The organism is Mediterraneibacter butyricigenes (assembly GCF_003574295.1).
GTDB lineage: Bacteria > Bacillota > Clostridia > Lachnospirales > Lachnospiraceae > Mediterraneibacter_A > Mediterraneibacter_A butyricigenes.
Window position 1 is genome coordinate 123361 of record NZ_BHGK01000001.1, and the last position, 16597, is coordinate 139957.

At 44.1% G+C, this 16597-nt stretch carries 17 protein-coding genes; 1 reads left to right on the forward strand and 16 read right to left on the reverse strand.

The window, feature by feature from the left end; translation table 11 throughout:
* Positions 1–13: 13 nt before the first annotated feature.
* Entirely contained in the window at positions 14–511 is a 498-nt protein-coding gene (locus KGMB01110_RS00635; RefSeq protein WP_117602157.1) for a Gx transporter family protein, read from the reverse strand.
* An 83-nt stretch (positions 512–594) separates the two neighbouring features.
* On the reverse strand, positions 595–951 hold the full coding sequence (locus KGMB01110_RS00640) for a NusG domain II-containing protein (RefSeq protein ID WP_117602156.1): 357 nt from the start codon (positions 949–951) through the stop codon (positions 595–597).
* A gap of 214 nt (positions 952–1165) precedes the next feature.
* Between KGMB01110_RS00640 and KGMB01110_RS00645 the strand changes: the two genes are divergently transcribed.
* Positions 1166–2182, forward strand: a complete 1017-nt coding sequence (locus KGMB01110_RS00645) for an FAD:protein FMN transferase (RefSeq protein ID WP_117888280.1) — start codon at positions 1166–1168, stop codon at positions 2180–2182.
* A 61-nt stretch (positions 2183–2243) separates the two neighbouring features.
* Here the strand turns inward: KGMB01110_RS00645 and KGMB01110_RS00650 are convergent, their stop codons facing one another.
* The 14 genes from KGMB01110_RS00650 to KGMB01110_RS00720 form a co-directional block, all read right to left on the reverse strand.
* Entirely contained in the window at positions 2244–2723 is a 480-nt protein-coding gene (locus KGMB01110_RS00650; RefSeq protein ID WP_170141669.1) for a DUF2752 domain-containing protein, read from the reverse strand.
* On the reverse strand, positions 2723–3523 hold the full coding sequence (locus KGMB01110_RS00655) for an RnfABCDGE type electron transport complex subunit B (RefSeq protein ID WP_119297289.1): 801 nt from the start codon (positions 3521–3523) through the stop codon (positions 2723–2725). The genes KGMB01110_RS00650 and KGMB01110_RS00655 overlap by 1 nt, the downstream gene beginning before the upstream one ends.
* A gap of 12 nt (positions 3524–3535) precedes the next feature.
* Positions 3536–4111: an electron transport complex protein RnfA gene (locus tag KGMB01110_RS00660; RefSeq protein WP_117602153.1), complete on the reverse strand. Its 576-nt coding sequence runs from the start codon at positions 4109–4111 to the stop codon at positions 3536–3538.
* 3 nt (positions 4112–4114) lie between these two features.
* Positions 4115–4837: an electron transport complex subunit RsxE gene (gene rsxE, locus KGMB01110_RS00665; RefSeq protein ID WP_117602152.1), complete on the reverse strand. Its 723-nt coding sequence runs from the start codon at positions 4835–4837 to the stop codon at positions 4115–4117.
* Between the two features lie 12 nt (positions 4838–4849).
* Positions 4850–5428 (reverse strand): RnfABCDGE type electron transport complex subunit G, encoded by a 579-nt coding sequence (locus KGMB01110_RS00670; protein ID WP_117888279.1) that lies wholly within the window; start codon positions 5426–5428, stop codon positions 4850–4852.
* Positions 5428–6357: an RnfABCDGE type electron transport complex subunit D gene (locus KGMB01110_RS00675; protein ID WP_119299014.1), complete on the reverse strand. Its 930-nt coding sequence runs from the start codon at positions 6355–6357 to the stop codon at positions 5428–5430. Before KGMB01110_RS00675 ends, KGMB01110_RS00670 begins: the two co-directional genes overlap by 1 nt.
* 14 nt (positions 6358–6371) lie before the next feature.
* Positions 6372–7694, reverse strand: a complete 1323-nt coding sequence (gene rsxC, locus KGMB01110_RS00680; RefSeq protein ID WP_117602150.1) for an electron transport complex subunit RsxC — start codon at positions 7692–7694, stop codon at positions 6372–6374.
* A gap of 190 nt (positions 7695–7884) precedes the next feature.
* Positions 7885–8964, reverse strand: a complete 1080-nt coding sequence (rpsA, locus tag KGMB01110_RS00685) for a 30S ribosomal protein S1 (RefSeq protein WP_117602149.1) — start codon at positions 8962–8964, stop codon at positions 7885–7887.
* Positions 8945–9814 (reverse strand): 4-hydroxy-3-methylbut-2-enyl diphosphate reductase, encoded by an 870-nt coding sequence (gene ispH, locus KGMB01110_RS00690; protein WP_117602148.1) that lies wholly within the window; start codon positions 9812–9814, stop codon positions 8945–8947. Before ispH ends, rpsA begins: the two co-directional genes overlap by 20 nt.
* 58 nt (positions 9815–9872) lie before the next feature.
* Entirely contained in the window at positions 9873–10529 is a 657-nt protein-coding gene (gene cmk, locus KGMB01110_RS00695; protein ID WP_117602147.1) for a (d)CMP kinase, read from the reverse strand.
* A gap of 85 nt (positions 10530–10614) precedes the next feature.
* Positions 10615–11853, reverse strand: a complete 1239-nt coding sequence (locus KGMB01110_RS00700; RefSeq protein WP_119297290.1) for a BaiN/RdsA family NAD(P)/FAD-dependent oxidoreductase — start codon at positions 11851–11853, stop codon at positions 10615–10617.
* A 60-nt stretch (positions 11854–11913) separates the two neighbouring features.
* Positions 11914–12849 (reverse strand): MurR/RpiR family transcriptional regulator, encoded by a 936-nt coding sequence (locus KGMB01110_RS00705; protein WP_119297291.1) that lies wholly within the window; start codon positions 12847–12849, stop codon positions 11914–11916.
* Between the two features lie 152 nt (positions 12850–13001).
* Positions 13002–14813: an aminopeptidase P family protein gene (locus KGMB01110_RS00710; RefSeq protein WP_119297292.1), complete on the reverse strand. Its 1812-nt coding sequence runs from the start codon at positions 14811–14813 to the stop codon at positions 13002–13004.
* 353 nt (positions 14814–15166) lie between these two features.
* Positions 15167–16582, reverse strand: coding sequence for an oxaloacetate decarboxylase subunit alpha (locus KGMB01110_RS00720; protein WP_119297294.1), 1416 nt, complete (start codon positions 16580–16582; stop codon positions 15167–15169).
* Positions 16583–16597 lie beyond the last annotated feature (15 nt).

Genomic DNA, 16597 nt, shown 5'->3' on the forward strand with positions numbered 1-16597 from the left:
TTCAGAGTTTCTTCTATTTCTGAATTCCAAAATCTGGAAGCCGTTTCAGGACTTCTTTTGATACAATCCCGATCAGAAACCCTGTACACACACCAGAGATCAGAAGAATCGGCCCATAATATAAAAGTCTGGCAGTCTCCACCACAAACATTGCCACAATCAACTGACCGATATTGTGAAAAACACCTCCCACAATACTGACTCCCATCACACTGAATCCATCCCGGCTTTTCAAAAATACCATCGCCGCAAAACTTACCAGCGCACCCGCCAGGCTGTAAAGCATACTGAACATGCTGCCAAACATAAAGCCTGCCAGAATCACTCTTGCCACGGTCAACGGAAATGAAAACTTCGTACCCATTTTATAAAGAGCAATCACGATCACCAGATTTGCAAGTCCAAGCTTCACTCCGGGAATTCCGATCGGAACCGGCAAAAGAGTCTCTATATAACTGAATATAAATGCAAGCGCCACAAAGACACCAAAATATGCTACCCGGTTTTTCAAAATATCCTCCTGTATCCATTCACTTCTGATGCAATCTCTTTCTTGTTTCAGAGCATGTCTGCTGTTTCCTGCAGTTCACAGATTTAACGCGCCACCACATCTATCTGGGAATCTTCTGCTCCCTCAATCGATACAACAACCTTATTTGGTAAACAGATGATACTTTCTCCATTCTTCGAAATCGCGCGCTGGTGTACACAGATCTGATCCGGGCAGTCTGCGGATTTCATTTTCGCCTCTCCGTCCCGGATCTCCAGTACATTTGTCTCATTAATCTGAATCTCCTGTTCCGAAGAAAGCTGATATCTTCCGTATTCTTTTCCATCGACTGTAATCAGAACACTTCCGCTTTCTGAATCCAACATAAAAAAACGGATCAGTATCCATATGCCCGCAAGCAACAGAATGCTTCCCGCTAATATGAAATCTTTCTTTTTCATAAATTTATCTGACTCCTTTCGGTTAATAAAGAAAAATCCTCTTCTTTTACCGAATCATGGCTTCATCTTATCACATTGTCTTTCGCAATGCAACCACATGTTCGATTGTCAGCGAGTTCCGGTTGTTATTTTTTCGAAAATTCTTTATAATAGAAAAAGATTCTCGTAAAAAGAACTTATCATTATTACTAAGAAAGGACTTACTCATTATAATATGAAATATTTTATAAACCACGGCATACCTCACAGAATATTTTCTGCACTCTTTCCAATCCTGCTGGTTGCTCTGGCTCTGACAGGCTGTTCTACCCCACCGAAAAACGAAGGACTCTCCGCTACCGGATTTTATTTTGATACCGTCGTTACGCTCCAGGTCTGGGGAACCAATGACGAAGAGATTCTGAATCACTGTATGAAACTTTGTACCCAATATGAACAGAAATTAAGCCGTACCATAGAAGGCAGCGATATCTGGAACATCAATCACGCCCAGGGAAATCCGGTCACAGTTTCCGATGAGACGATTCAGGTTCTGGAAGCCGGACTTTCTTACAGTCAGCTTTCCGAAGGCCGTTTTGATATCACCATCGCTCCCTTAAGTATTCTCTGGGATATCGACAATAATCCCGGAACGATTCCCGAACAGTCAGCAATTGAGGAGGCCAGATCCCATGTAAACTATCAAACGGTACAGATTTCCGGCAACACGGTCACTCTTACAGACCCAAATGCAGCAATCGATCTGGGCGGAATCGCCAAAGGATATATTGCAGATCAGTTAAAAGCTTATTTAAAAGACCAGGGCATCGAACACGCCTGGATCAGTCTGGGTGGAAATGTAGTCACCATCGGTACCAAAATAGACGGTTCTCCATTTCGTATCGGCATCCAGAAGCCTTTTGCCGAAGAAAACACGGCAATCACAACTCTGGAAGTTACCGATCAGTCTGTGGTGTCTTCCGGAATCTATGAACGGTATTTCGAGAAAGACGGGAAGATCTATCATCACATTCTGGATCCCGCAACCGGATATCCCTGCGAGACAGATCTCTACGGAGTCACGATTCTTTCCAAGAAATCTGTCGATGGTGACGGTTACAGTACCATCTGTCTTTCTCTCGGACTGAAAGAAGGTCTGAAATTCATCAACCAACAGGACGGAATCGAAGCCATCTTTATCACCAGTGATTATAAGCTTCATTATTCTGATGGACTGAAAGATCTCAACTAAAAATGTTCTTCATTGAAAGATTCCGCAAAGCTATAAGCACGTTACTCACTTTAACAATCTATCAACAGAAGAACCGAATCACACGCTGAAGATCATTTCCCTGATAATACAGCATCGGCCATTGATCCGGAAACATCGTTATCATGCGAATCAGATAAACCAAAATTAACAGGATAAAAAAGAGTCCCACAATTTTCTTACAGATTGTGGCTCTTTTTTTCCGAAATTTTTCTGATACAGACTGGTTCTCTGAAATTTCTTCCATATTCGAATCGTTCTTTTTTCCAGATCTGACGATCACAAAAGCCATTCCCAGAACGAGTAATCCATATATCATAGGGTTTGCCTGCCACGCAAAAAGGAAATCTCCTCTCAGAAGGCCAAAGGCCGCCCTTGTCATTCCGCAAAACGGGCAGGGAATTCCTGTAAGCATCAGAAACGGACAGGTACTGTACTGAATTTTTGATAAAATATAATAGAACAGGGCAATTCCAAGAATTGCCCCGCTTCCTCTTTTGAAATCTTCTTTCAATTGTCTCATTATCCGATCTTTTCGATGATCTTCTTCGGACATTTCAACGCGCATGCTCCACATCCGATACATTTACTGTAATCAATTCGTGCAATATTGTTCTCCACTTTGATTGCGTCGAACTTACAGGTCTTTTCACACATCTTACATCCGATACATCCAACCTTACATGCACTCATTACGTCTTTGCCCTTATCGCAGGAGCTGCAGCGTACTCTTACCTTCTTCTCGTAAGGAACGAGTTCGATCAGCTTCTTCGGACATGCAGCCACACATTTTCCGCAGGCTTTACATGCTTCCTGATCTACAACAGAGATTCCGTCCACGATATGAATTGCATCAAACGGACATGCCTTTACACAGTCTCCGTAACCGTGACATCCGTAATTACAGCTCTTCGGTCCACCGTTCTGAACGAAACTCATCATAGCACAGTCTTTCACACCAGTATATTCATAATCCTGTCCTGCCTGTTCATTGGTACCTGCACAATGTACATAAGCAACCATACGAACCTGTTCTCCGGCTTCTACACCCATGATCTCACCGATCTTTGCGGCAACCGGGGCTCCACCGACCGGACACTGATCAATCGGTGCATTTCCTGCTGCGATTGCTGCTGCAAGTCCGGAACATCCCGGATATCCACAACCACCGCAGTTATTGCCAGGAAGAACGCCAAGAATCGCTTCTTCCTTTTCATCTACTTCTACCGCAAACTGTTTGTCCGCAAGTCCAAGGAAGATTCCAATGAATAATCCAGTACCACCTACGACAACAGCCGCTAAAATAATTCCTGTCATGCTCATTTCTTCTTCCTCCTATATCAGTCCTGAGAATCCGAAGAACGCAATTGCCATCAGTGTTGAAGTCAACAGAACAATCGGCATTCCCTTAAAAGATTCCGGAATATCGTTGTATTCAATCTTTTCACGAATTCCCGCCAGGAGTACGATTGCAATCAGATAACCAACACCTGTTGCGAATCCATTTACAACGCCCTGCAAAAGATTGTAATCATTTTTTACGTTGTTCAAAGCCACACCAAGCACTGCACAGTTTGTTGTGATCAAAGCAAGGTATACACCCAGTGCATTGTAAAGTGCCGGCATAAATTTCTTCAGGAACATTTCTACGATCTGTACCAGTGCTGCAATAACCAGGATAAATACGATTGTCTGCAAATATTCAAAATTCAGCGGTACCAGAATAAACTGATACAGAAGTCCTGCTACGAAGGATGCGATCGTAATAACGAAGATTACCGCACCACCCATACCAAGTGCTGTCTCTGTTTTCTTGGAAACACCAAGGAAAGAACAGATACCAAGGAACTGACTGAGCACGACGTTACTTACAAGAGCAGAACCTACCGCAATTAAAATCAAGTTTACCATCTCTTAGTCCTCCTTCTTTGAAGCGGCCGGTGCGGATGCACATCCACCGCAAGTTGCACAGTCTGAACCACATCCTGACTGGATCTTGGAAGCATCTTTGCCCTTCTTTGTAAGGTTGATCTTTACCTTATTCTGAATGGCTGCAAGGAATGCAAGTACCAGGAATGCTCCAGGTGCCAGGATAAAGATTGTAATCGGAGTGTATCCTGCTGTTCCTGTTGCAGAATCAGCAAGCGGAAGTACCTGAACCCCAAATACTGCTCCTGCTCCGAGGATCTCACGTACCAGACCGATTGCTACCAGACCAACGGTAAATCCAAGTCCCATTCCAAGTCCGTCAAAGATTGACGGCAATACAGGATTCTTGGACGCATAACTCTCCGCACGTCCCAGGATGATACAGTTTACAACGATCAGAGGAATATAAATTCCAAGGGAATCATACAGCGCCGGAGTAAAACCTTCCATCAGGAACTGTACGATCGTAACAAAAGATGCAACAACTACGATAAAGGCCGGCATTCTGACGGAATCCGGAATCACTTTACGCAGAATAGAAATCAACATATTTGACATAACCAGAACGACTGTCGTAGAAAGTCCCATTCCGATACCATTCATGGCAGAAGTCGTAACCGCAAGAGTCGGACACATACCAAGCATCAGGACAAAGATAGGATTTTCATCGATAATACCATTCTTCAGTCTCTCTATACAACTATTCATCTACATTACCTCCTAAAACGCATTCTGAAAATAACCGAGGGCAGCGTTTACAGCTCCGGTAACTGCTCTTGATGTAAAGGTTGCACCACTGATCGCATCGATTGGTTCTCCTTCTCCTCCATCTTTGGATACATAGAACTTATCGGTCTGCTTCCCTACATACTGCTCATAGAAAGCCGGCTTCTGTGCATTCATTCCAAGACCTGCAGTCTCGCTGATGGAAAGGAATGAAATACCACTGATGGTTCCGTCTTTCTGAATTCCAACTGTGATCTGGATATCTCCGCCGTATCCGTCACCATCTGTTGCGGTCACAACGTATCCTTCTTCACCAACTGTACAAACTTCATCGATCGTTGCATTAACGCCAAGATCACTGATCACCTGATCTGCGATATCCTGATCTACATCAATCTGTTTGAATTCACTTAAATCTGCTCCCGGGAATACAGCCTGCCATGCTTCTTTTTTGGCTTTTTCCTGAGAATCAGCGATCGGTTTCTTAGTAATTTCATATACAAGTCCAAGACACAGACCTGCTACTACCGTAATAATGGTAAGGATTAAAGTATTCTTTATGATCTTTTTCATTATTTTTCTCCTCCTTTACCAAATGGTTTTGGAAGAGTTACCTTTTCAATCAACGGAACCAGAAGGTTGCTGATGATGATTGCATAGGATACTCCTTCTGCGCTTCCTCCAAACAGACGGAAAAGTCCGGTCAGAATACCGAGACATGCTCCATATACATACTGACCTTTCTTGGTGATTGGAGACGTTACATAATCGGTTGCCATGAACCATGCTCCAAGCATCAGACCACCACCACAAAGATGTGCGGTAATATACTGAGGATCAAATCCATGTCCTCCGAACAGTGTAACGAAAATCACGAAAGTAACAATATAGGTTCCCGGAATCCGAAGATCAATCACACCTGTCAGAAGCAGAATAATTGCTCCGATCATGATTGCGATCACGGATGTCTCACCGATTGTTCCGCGGATTGTTCCGATCAACATGCTCATGGTATCCACAGTCTGTCCTGCTTTCAGTTCAGCCAGTGGTGTTGCTCCGGTTACTCCGTCATAAATGAAGTAAGTCATCGGACCAGTAAAGGAAAGCAACAGGAAACATCTTGCACCCAGTGCAGGGTTCATGAAGTTCTGTCCCAGACCACCGAAAAGCTGTTTCACAACAATAATCGCAAATGCAGAACCTAAAATTCCGATCCAGAGCGGAATCATCGGCGGAAGGTTCAATGCCAGAAGAAGTCCTGTCACTGCTGCACTTCCATCTTTAATAGTAATTGGTTTATGTAACAATTTTTCAATCAAAGCTTCCCACAAAACTGCTGAGGCTGTGGTTACAATTACAACGAGTAACGCATGTACTCCAAAATTGTAAACACCAAATACCATCGCCGGTAACAGGGCAGCGAAGACGATATACATGATCTTGTCAGTCGTCATCTTATCCCTTACATGTGGTGAAGCCGAAATATTACGATTCTCTTTCACAATTTCCACCTCTCTTATTTCTTCTTCCTCAGATTCGCCATTGCAATCTTCTTCATAGAACCAATTGACTGCTTCAGCTGACGTCTTGCAGGACAAACATAACTACAAGATCCACATTCTATACATTCCAGACCTTCTAATTTCACGAAGGCTTCTTCTGCGTGATGTTCCGCATGATCTGCCAGTCTGGAAGGGATCAGGCGGATTGGACAGGCGTCCACACACCGACCACAGTTAATACATGCTGAAGTCTGCTGTTTTGAAACAATGTCCTCTTTAAATCCAAGAATAGATGAGGTTGTCTTTGTGATCGGAGTATCCAATGTAAACATAGAGAATCCCATCATCGGACCACCGGAGATGATCTTTTCCGGTTCACTGGTAAATCCTCCTGCAGCGTCTACCAGTTCCTGCTGATTTGTTCCAAAGAGTACTTTAAAGTTTGACGGCTGAGCGACTGCGTCACCGCTGACTGTTACAACACGTTCCATTGACGGAATTCCACGCAGTACAGCATTGGAAATACCAATCATTGTCTCCACGTTGTCAACGACACATCCGGCATCTGCAGGAAGCATCTTGGAATTGATCGCACGTTTGGTTGTTGCATAGATCAACTGACGCTCTCCACCCTGTGGGTATTTTGTCTGAAGTTCCATCACTTCCATACGCGGCTCATCTTTTACAGCTTCACGCAGGGCTGCAATACAGTCTTTCTTGTTGTCTTCCACGCCGAAAATACCTTTGGCATTGTCAAACAATTTCAGTACGACACGCATACCGTTTACAAGATCTTCCGTATTTTCCAGCATTCTTCTGTAATCCGCTGTAATATATGGTTCACACTCTGCACAGTTTGCGATTACATAATCAATCTTCTCCGGCTCTTTCGGGGAAAGTTTCACACGTGTCGGGAATCCTGCGCCTCCCATTCCAACGATTCCGGCTTCTCCGATTCTCTCCAGGATTTCCTCTTTTGAAAGTTCCTCTAAAGATTTTGCCGGAAGATGCTCTGCTTCCTCATATGCCCCATCATTTTCCACAACAATACAGTTCACCTTTGAACCGGTAGCATTGAAGTGTGGCTCGATTGCCTTTACTGTTCCGGACACAGATGCATAAATCGGTGCAGACACAAATCCGCCTGCCTCTGCGATCTTCTGCCCCTTCAGGACACGATCTCCAACTGCAACGACTGGATTCGCCGGTGCTCCGATATGCTGAGATAAAGGATAGACCAGATCTCCAACTGGTAACAGCTCCTTAATGGGTTGATCTTTTGCAAGGCTTTTTCCATCATTCGGATGGACTCCACCTTTAAATGTTAAAAGTCCCATTCTCATACCTTCCTTTCTTCTTTACATCTAGCTTTAGATATTATAATACAAAAAATCTCACAAAATCCAGTAATACTGCTCAATTTCTTGTATATTTACGCATACAATCTTTGTTATTTTTTACACAAAAACATTCAAAAAATAGAGGCTATGCAGCCTCTATTTTTCTCACACATAACATTTAAGACGATTATTCTTCTGTAGCTTCGTCCTGATTTTCATTTTCAAGAGCTTTCATGCTCAGGCTGATCTTCTTGTCAGCTTCGTTCAGATCAACGATCTTAGCTGTAATCACCTGTCCAACAGACAGAACATCAGACGGCTTGTCAACATGTGCTCTGGAGATCTGGGAAACATGAAGCAGAGCGTCTACTCCAGGAGCCAGTTCTACGAATGCACCAAAGTCTGTCATTCTTGCTACACGACCTTCGATCACTTTACCTACTGCAAAGTCTTCTGCTGCGTTTGCCCATGGATTTGTCTCCGGGAATTTCAGGCTGAGCGCAACCTTTGTATCGTTGATATCTTTTACAAGTACTGTCAGCTCATCACCAACTTTGAATACTTTCTTCGGATTCTCAACTCTGCCCCAGGACATCTCAGAGATATGAAGCAGACCATCCACGCCACCAAGATCGATAAATGCACCGAAATCTGTAACGTTCTTTACAGTTCCGTCGATTCTGTCATTTACCTGAAGTTTTGCAAACAGTTCTTTCTGACGTTCAGCTCTTTCAGCAACCAGAAGCTGTCTTCTGTCTCCGATCACACGGTTTCTTCTCGGATTGAACTCGCTGATTACAAATTCGATTTCCTGTCCGTCATATTTGCTCAGATCCTTCTCATAAGAATCGGAAACAAGACTTGCAGGAATAAATACTCTTGCGCCCTCTACGTCTGCGCAAAGACCACCACCAAGGATCTGAGTTACTGTTGCTTTCAGGACTTCCTTGTTCTCGAAAGCTTCTTTCAGTCTCTCGTTACCCTTTTCAGCTGCCAGACGTTTGTATGTCAATAACACCTGACCTTCTCCATCATTAACTTTCAGAACTTTAACGGTCATCGGATCTCCGACTGATACAACCGTTGTAAGATCAAGTGACTGATCATTTGAATACTCGTTCTTTGAGATGATACCATCTGATTTGTATCCGATGTTCAGGATAATCTCGTCCGGTTTTACATCGATAACGGTTCCGTCAACAACCTCCCCGTTATGTATTGTTTTAAATGAATCTTCCAACATCTGTTCAAAAGATAATTCTGACATTATTTTGAACCTCCTCAATTATATTATTGGGCGTGGATGCCCCTGCTGTAATACCTACTGTTTCCACGGACCTTAATTGATTCATATTCAAATCGTCAAGTGTCTGTATATAGTACGTATCCGCACATGCCCCTCGGCATATTTCAAATAGTTTTTGGGTGTTCGAACTGTGTTTATCGCCGATCACGATCATCGCATCCACCGCCTCTGCAATGGATTTTGCTTCGGTCTGGCGTTCTTTCGTCGCACCACAGATTGTATTTAAAACACTAATATCATAACTCTTTTTTTCTATAATTTCAACTAATTCTTTAAATTTATTGTAATTAAATGTCGTCTGTGCCACGACACACACCGAAGCGTTGTCCTCCACCTCAAATGTGCATGCTTCTTCTTCCGTTTTCAGGACCGTCACCGGGCCATTCACCCAGCCTTTGATCCCTATCACCTCCGGGTGATCTTCACTTCCTATGATCACAATGTGTTTTCCTTCCCGGCTTTCCTTCTCCACAATGTTATGGATCTTTTTTACAAAAGGACAGGTCGCATCCACGATTTCCAGACCTTTGGCTTCCATCTTGTCATAGATTCTTTTTTCCACACCATGAGAACGGATGATCACCGTTCCCTCCGAAATTCCGTCTAGAGCATCTTCCGTCCTCAGAACCTGCACGCCTTTTTTCTCCAGATCCTTGATCACTTCTTCATTGTGTATGATCGGTCCGTAAGTATAGATCTTTTTTTCGTCTTCCACATCTGACTGTTCTTTTTCTATCTGCCGGTAGACGGTATCTACCGCCCGCTTTACTCCAAAGCAGAACCCGGCCGTTTTCGCAAGCTTTACTTCCATAATCTGTAAACTCTCCTTTTTAATGTTTCAGATGATAATTTCAGTCCGTGAATCCCAATCATTTACACAATTCCAGAATCTTCTCTGTCACTTCCTCAATGGAAAGATCGGAACTGTCGATCAGGATTGCATCCTCTGCCTGTTTCAGTGGTGCAATCTCACGGTTCATATCCCGCTCATCCCGGGCAATGATCTCTCTTTCAATCTCATCCAGATTACAGTCCACATTTTTTTCACGCAATTCCAGATATCTGCGGTTTGCTCTTGTCCTGGAGCTGGCTGTCAGATAGACTTTCACATCCGCATCCGGAAGAATATTGGTTCCGATATCTCTTCCATCCATTACCACATCTTTTTCCTTCGCCAGATTTCTCTGAAGGCTGAGCAGCTTCTGTCTCACTTCCGGAATCGCCGAACTGATGGATGCCATCTTTCCGACCTCTTCCTTCCGAAGTAATGCGGTTACATTTTTTCCATTCAGATAAATCTGCTGTTCGCCATCCTCATATGCAATGGAAACTTCCGCATTCTGACAGGCTTTTGCAATCTCTTCCTTCTCATCCGGTGAAATCTTCTGCTCCAGGAAATAAATTGCCATTCCCCGATACATCGCGCCTGTATCTACATATATAAATCCTTTTTCTTTTGCAACCCGCTTTGCAATCGTGCTTTTTCCGGCTCCTGCCGGTCCGTCAATCGCCACATTGTATCCCATATCTTCTCCTCTTTTCCTTCTATCTGTTGTGCCCCGGTTCCGCTTCTATACTTCTGCCGGCATCTCTCGAATTTCTTTAGCTGCGTCATTCTCCATAAGCTGCCGCAAGTCCCGCCGTATATCCGGTAGACCAGGCAATCTGCAGATTAAATCCTCCGGTCTGCGCATCCAGATCCAGGACCTCTCCTGCGAAATACAGTCCTTTCACCAATTTAGATTCCATCGTGCCAGGATCGATTTCTTTCACATTTACACCACCTGAAGTAATGATCGCCTCACTGAAACCACGAAGCCCGGTAAGCGTCAGTTCCAGATTCTTTATCAGTTCTACAAAATGCTGTCGCTCTTCTCTCGTGATCTCATGTACCCGTTTTCTCGGATCAATTCCGCAAAGTTCCAGCATTACCGGTCTTAACTTGGACGGGAACAGTTTTTCCACAGCGTTTCCGAACTGCTTATTATGATTCTCTTCAAACTCACGCAGCACCCTCTGATCCAGTTGCTCCTTTGAAAGCGCTGGTTTCAGATCAATCACAAATCGAAGTTCTTCCTGTTTCAGCTTTCTGCCCACCAGGCTGCTGGCCGTCAGAACCAACGGGCCACTGACCCCGTAATGGGTGAACAGCATCTCACCGAATCCCTCATATAACTTTTTCTTCTTCTGGAAAATCCGCACCTCTACATTTCGTAAAGACAGCCCCTGTAACTCTTTGACCCATTCTTCCTTTGCCGTCATCGGCACCAGTGCCGGAACCAGTTCCTGCACCTTATGTCCCGCTTCTTTTGCAAATCGATATCCATCCCCCGTGGATCCGGTACTCTGATAAGAATATCCACCGGTTGCCACGATACAGGCATCTGCCCTGACGATCTCACCATCCGCTTTCTTAACCCCACAGAATTTTCCATCAGCGATCACCATAGAGTCTGCTTTTGTATACAGGTATACATCTACATTATTCTTCTGTAATTCCTGTTTCAGAACACGAATCACGTCCGAAGAATGGTCACTGTTCGGAAACACCCGTTCTCCTCGTTCCGTTTTCAACTCCAGACCCGCTTCTTCAAAGAATTCCATGGTCTGTTCATTGGTAAATCCATAAAAACTACTGTACAGAAATTTCGGATTGCGCAGTACGGCCCGAAACAGATTTTCTATATCGCAGGCATTTGTCAGATTGCAACGTCCTTTTCCTGTGATGAAGATCTTCTTTCCCAGTTTTTCATTCTGTTCAAACAGATCTACCTGACAACCGTTTTTTGCAGCAGTGATCGCAGCCATCATTCCGGCCGCCCCTCCGCCGATTACAATTACCTTTTTCATATCCATCTCCATTCCTTTATCGACCAACAACAAAAATAGGAAAGAAAGTCCATTATCCTGTTATTTTTCTTTCCGTTGCTCGTCCGGATAAGAAGTCATTTCCATCTTCTCGCTGACAGGACCCAACTCATCTCCGCTGTACACCTGATACTCATCCCAGATTTCTTCCAGCATTTCCAGGGTCTCTACCACATTTTTCTGTCGTTTCATACACAACGCAACCACCAGCGCATTGATCACACTCAGCGGAGCCACCAGCGAATCTACGATCGAAGCCATATCGCTTCTCGCAATCAGATTGCAGGAAGAATACAGGTTCATGGGAGAATGTATGCTGTCTGTCAGCGTAATAACCTTTGCCTTGCGATTTCCGGCAAATTCCAGCGCTTTCAGAGTTCTCATCGAATATCTGGGGAAGCTGATCCCGATAATCACATCTTCTTCTCCAATTCGAATCAACTGCTCGAAAATCTCGCTGGCACTGTTGGTATTGACCGATACCACATCCTCACAGATCAGATTCAGATAGAACGTCAGGAACGAAGCCAGCGGCGCACAGCTTCGGATTCCAACCACATAAATCTTTCTGGCTGCAAGGATTGTTTCCACCGCAAGATCAAACGCTTTCTGATCAATATTTTCCAAAGTTAACTTGATCTTATCGATATCAGAATGTAATACGGTAGATAAAATTTCCGCGGGAGCCACTCTTCCATACGTCACTTCCATTCGCTGGATGGAATTCAGGCGATTGCGCACCACTTCCTCCAGTGCTTTCTGAAATCCCGGATACCCCTGATAGCCAAGCTGAACCGCAAATCGGACTACGGTCGATTCACTGACCCCTACCATTTTCCCTAGACTGGACGCTGTCAGGAAAACAGCTTTATCATAATTTTCTCTCACATAATCCGCCAGGCGTTTCTGTCCCTTACTCAGTTTTTCATATTTTTCATCAATCCGCAGCAGCAGTTCTTTTGTCCCACTTTCTTCCACGTTCCCTGTTCTCCTTCATCTTATCCTGTCGCATGCCACTCAGTATACTATGCTTTTTCTCACTTTGCAAATCCGACTTCCTGTACTTTCTCATCGTTCATCTGCTCGTCCTTTCAGCTAGCAACATCGTTCCCCATGCTCAGCTCCATGATTCAGTTCTTATGAATTTCCCTTGTATACTCTTTCAGCCATTCTTTCTCCTCTGCTTCCAGATAAGGAGAAATCTTTTCCCAGACCCTTTTATGGTACCGATTCAGTAATTCACACTGTTCTTCACTTAAATATTCCAGATCTATCGCATCCAGGTCAATCGGGACCAATGTCAATATTTCAAATTTCAGAAACTCTCCGAACGCATTGATTGTATCCTTGCATACAATCAGTTCATTTTCTGTACGAATTCCGTATTTTCCTTCTATATAAATTCCCGGCTCGTCAGTGATGATCATATTTTCCAATAATTCCTGCTGATTCCTTCTCGGATTCCAGTGAAAGGCGATCGGAGGTTCATGTACATTTCCCAGATACCCTACCCCATGTCCTGTTCCGTGATTAAAGTCTTTCCGATATTTCCAGAATGGCGCACGTGCCGCATAATCCAGACTGGCTCCGGAACAACCTTTCTTAAACACTGCATCCGCCAGATTCAAAGCCCCGGCTAGGACGATCGTAAAATCTTCTTTCTCTCCCTCCGTCAAGTCCCCCAGCGCAATCGTTCTGGTCACATCCGTAGAACCCTGCAGATAATGTCCTCCCGTATCCGTCAGATAAAGTCCCCTTGGCTGTAATTCCACATCCGTTTCTTCTGTCGCCGAATAATGTACGATCGCTCCATGGGCTCCGTAAGCTGAAATCGGCGCAAAGCTAGGTTCCAGAAAATCTCCCTGTGCCTTTCTCAAGGCTTCCAGTTTTTCTGCCGCTGAGATTTCCGTGATTCTTTCTTTTCCAACCTGCTTTTTCAGCCAGTACATAAATTTGGTATGAGCAATTCCATCTTTCAGATGTGCCTGTTTTTCATTCTCTGCTTCTACCGGATTTTTCACACACTTCATCAGAACTTCCGGATTGGCACTTTCTATTTTCTTCACAGACTCCGGAATCTTCCGATACAGGCTGTAATTTACTCTCGCCGGATCGAGCAGCAGTTTTTCTTTCTCTGAAAGTGTTGCAATCTCTTCATAAATCTGTTCATAAGGACACAGTTCCACATTTAATCCAAACAGATACTCTTTCAATTTTTCTGAAAATTTCTCTTCCTCCGCATAAAGCCGGATTTGCGACTCCATAACCAGTGCATACGCCAGTACAAACGGGCAGTATGCCACATCATTTCCCCTGATATTAAAAAGCCATGCGATGTCATCCAGACTTGTCAGCAAGTGGCTGGTCGCGCCTTTTTCCTGCATTTTCTCCCGAATCCGTGCAATTTTTTGCTCTGCCGATTCGCCTGCATACTGTTCCTCCAGTAAAAACGCCGGTTCCATCGGAAATTTCGGGCAATCCATCCAGATTTCATGGATCAGATCCTGTTCAAAAAGAAGTTGTCCCTCTTTTTCATTCACAATTTTCTCAATCGCTTCTCCTGTGGCTTTATCGAAACAACGCCCGTCCAGACCCACATTTTCTCCTGTCCCTAATTCAGATTTTAAAAATTCCAACACAGTCGGAACGTCAGGCTCCCCCATTTTTTGAAGCTGGATTCCACTTTCCCTAAGCTGGGATTCTGCCTGAAGAAAATACCGTCCATCCGTCCAGAGAAAAGCCTGTTCCTTTGTCACAAAAGCCGTTCCCGCAGATCCGGTAAAACCTGTCAGATATTCTCTCGCCTTGAAATAGTCTCCCACATATTCGCTCTGGTGAAAATCAGCCGTAGGAACGATGTAATAATCCATCTGATATTCCTGCATTTTTCTTCGAAGTTCTTCGATTCGGGTTCTTATCCTGTTCAATGTATCCGCCTCCATGTCTGTATTTTTCTCTGTATTTATATCCACATCTATGTCTGTATTTACATCTGTTTCTATCTCTGCATTCTTGTCTGTATTTACATCTGTTTCTATCTCTGCATTCTTGTCTGCATTTGCATCTGTTTCTATCTCTGCATTCTTGTCTGCATTTATCTCTGTATTCCTGACATCACATGCTACTGCCCCTTTATACTTTCCCATCTGTAAGCCAGGCAATCAGATTTTTATATCACACAAATGCCCTATATAGTTTAACAAAAATCCGCCCCAAATGAAAGTATAACTAAAAAAACTGTATCCAACGATTTCTCATCAGATACAGTTCTTCTTATACAACATTATATACAGTTTTATACCGGATATGCTCCATTTTCAGTGTCAGCAACGGTTGCATCCACCTTTGTCTGCTGTGCTTCTCTGTATTTAAAGAAGTCAACTGCAACCTGCGGGAACAATGCATAAGACAGTACGTCTTCATCCTGCTGGATCCACTGTTCACATTCTTTGCGGAGAGTATCCAACTCATCCGGGATCAGATCTGCCGGACGGCAGGTGATCACTTCTGCATTTTCACCGATAACTTTCTTCTGAACCTCAGGATTGAACGGTTTTACCGTTGCTCCGTATTTTCCGGAAAGGATATCTTTTGTCTCCTTTGTTGCAACTTTATAACGCTCTCCCATCAGTACATTAAACACAGCCTGAGTTCCAACGATCTGGGAAGAAGGTGTAACAAGCGGCGGCTCACCAAGGTCAGCACGTACTCTCGGAACTTCCTCCAGCACTTCGTAGAATTTGTCTTCCGCTCCCTGCTCTGCAAGCTGGGAAGTCAGGTTGGACAGCATTCCTCCCGGAACCTGATAAAGCAGTGTCTTAATGTTGACACCCAGGTTCTTCGGATTCAGCAATCCGCTCTCCAGTGCATCATCACGGATCGGACGGAAGTAATCAGCAATCTCAGCCAGAAGATTCTGATCCAGACCTGTATCATAAGGTGTTCCCTTAAATGTCTCAACCATAACCTCTGTTGCCGGCTGGGAAGTACCCAGTGCGAACGGTGAGATTGCAGTATCGATGATATCAGCACCAGCTTCTACGGATTTCAGATAAGTCATGGAACCTACACCGGAAGTATAGTGTGTATGCATCTCAATCGGAATGTCTACTGCTTCTTTCAGAGCTGCAACCAGTTCTGTTGCCTGATACGGACAAAGCAGACCAGCCATATCTTTTACACAGATAGAATCTGCGCCCATGTCCTCAATCTTCTTTGCCAGATCAGTCCAGTAGTCCAATGTATAAGCATCTCCCAATGTATAGGATAATGCAACCTGTGCATGAGCTTTTTCCTTATTAGCCGCCTTTACTGCTGTCTGCAGGTTTCTCATATCATTTAAGCAGTCAAAAATACGGATAATATCGATTCCGTTTGCAACAGATTTCTGTACGAAATACTCTACCACGTCATCTGCATATGGACGATATCCCAGGATATTCTGTCCACGGAACAGCATCTGAAGCTTGGTATTTTTGAATCCGTCACGGAATTTACGAAGTCTGTCCCACGGATCCTCTTTCAGGAAACGTAAGGATGCATCAAAAGTAGCTCCACCCCAGCACTCTACGGCATGGTATCCGACCTTATCCATCTTGTCGATGATCGGGAGCATCTGTTCTGTTGTCATTCTGGTTGCGATCAGAGACTGATGTGCATCACGCAGGATGGTCTCTGTAATCTTAACCGGTTTCTTCTCTATCTCTGCCATAATCAATTTTCTCCT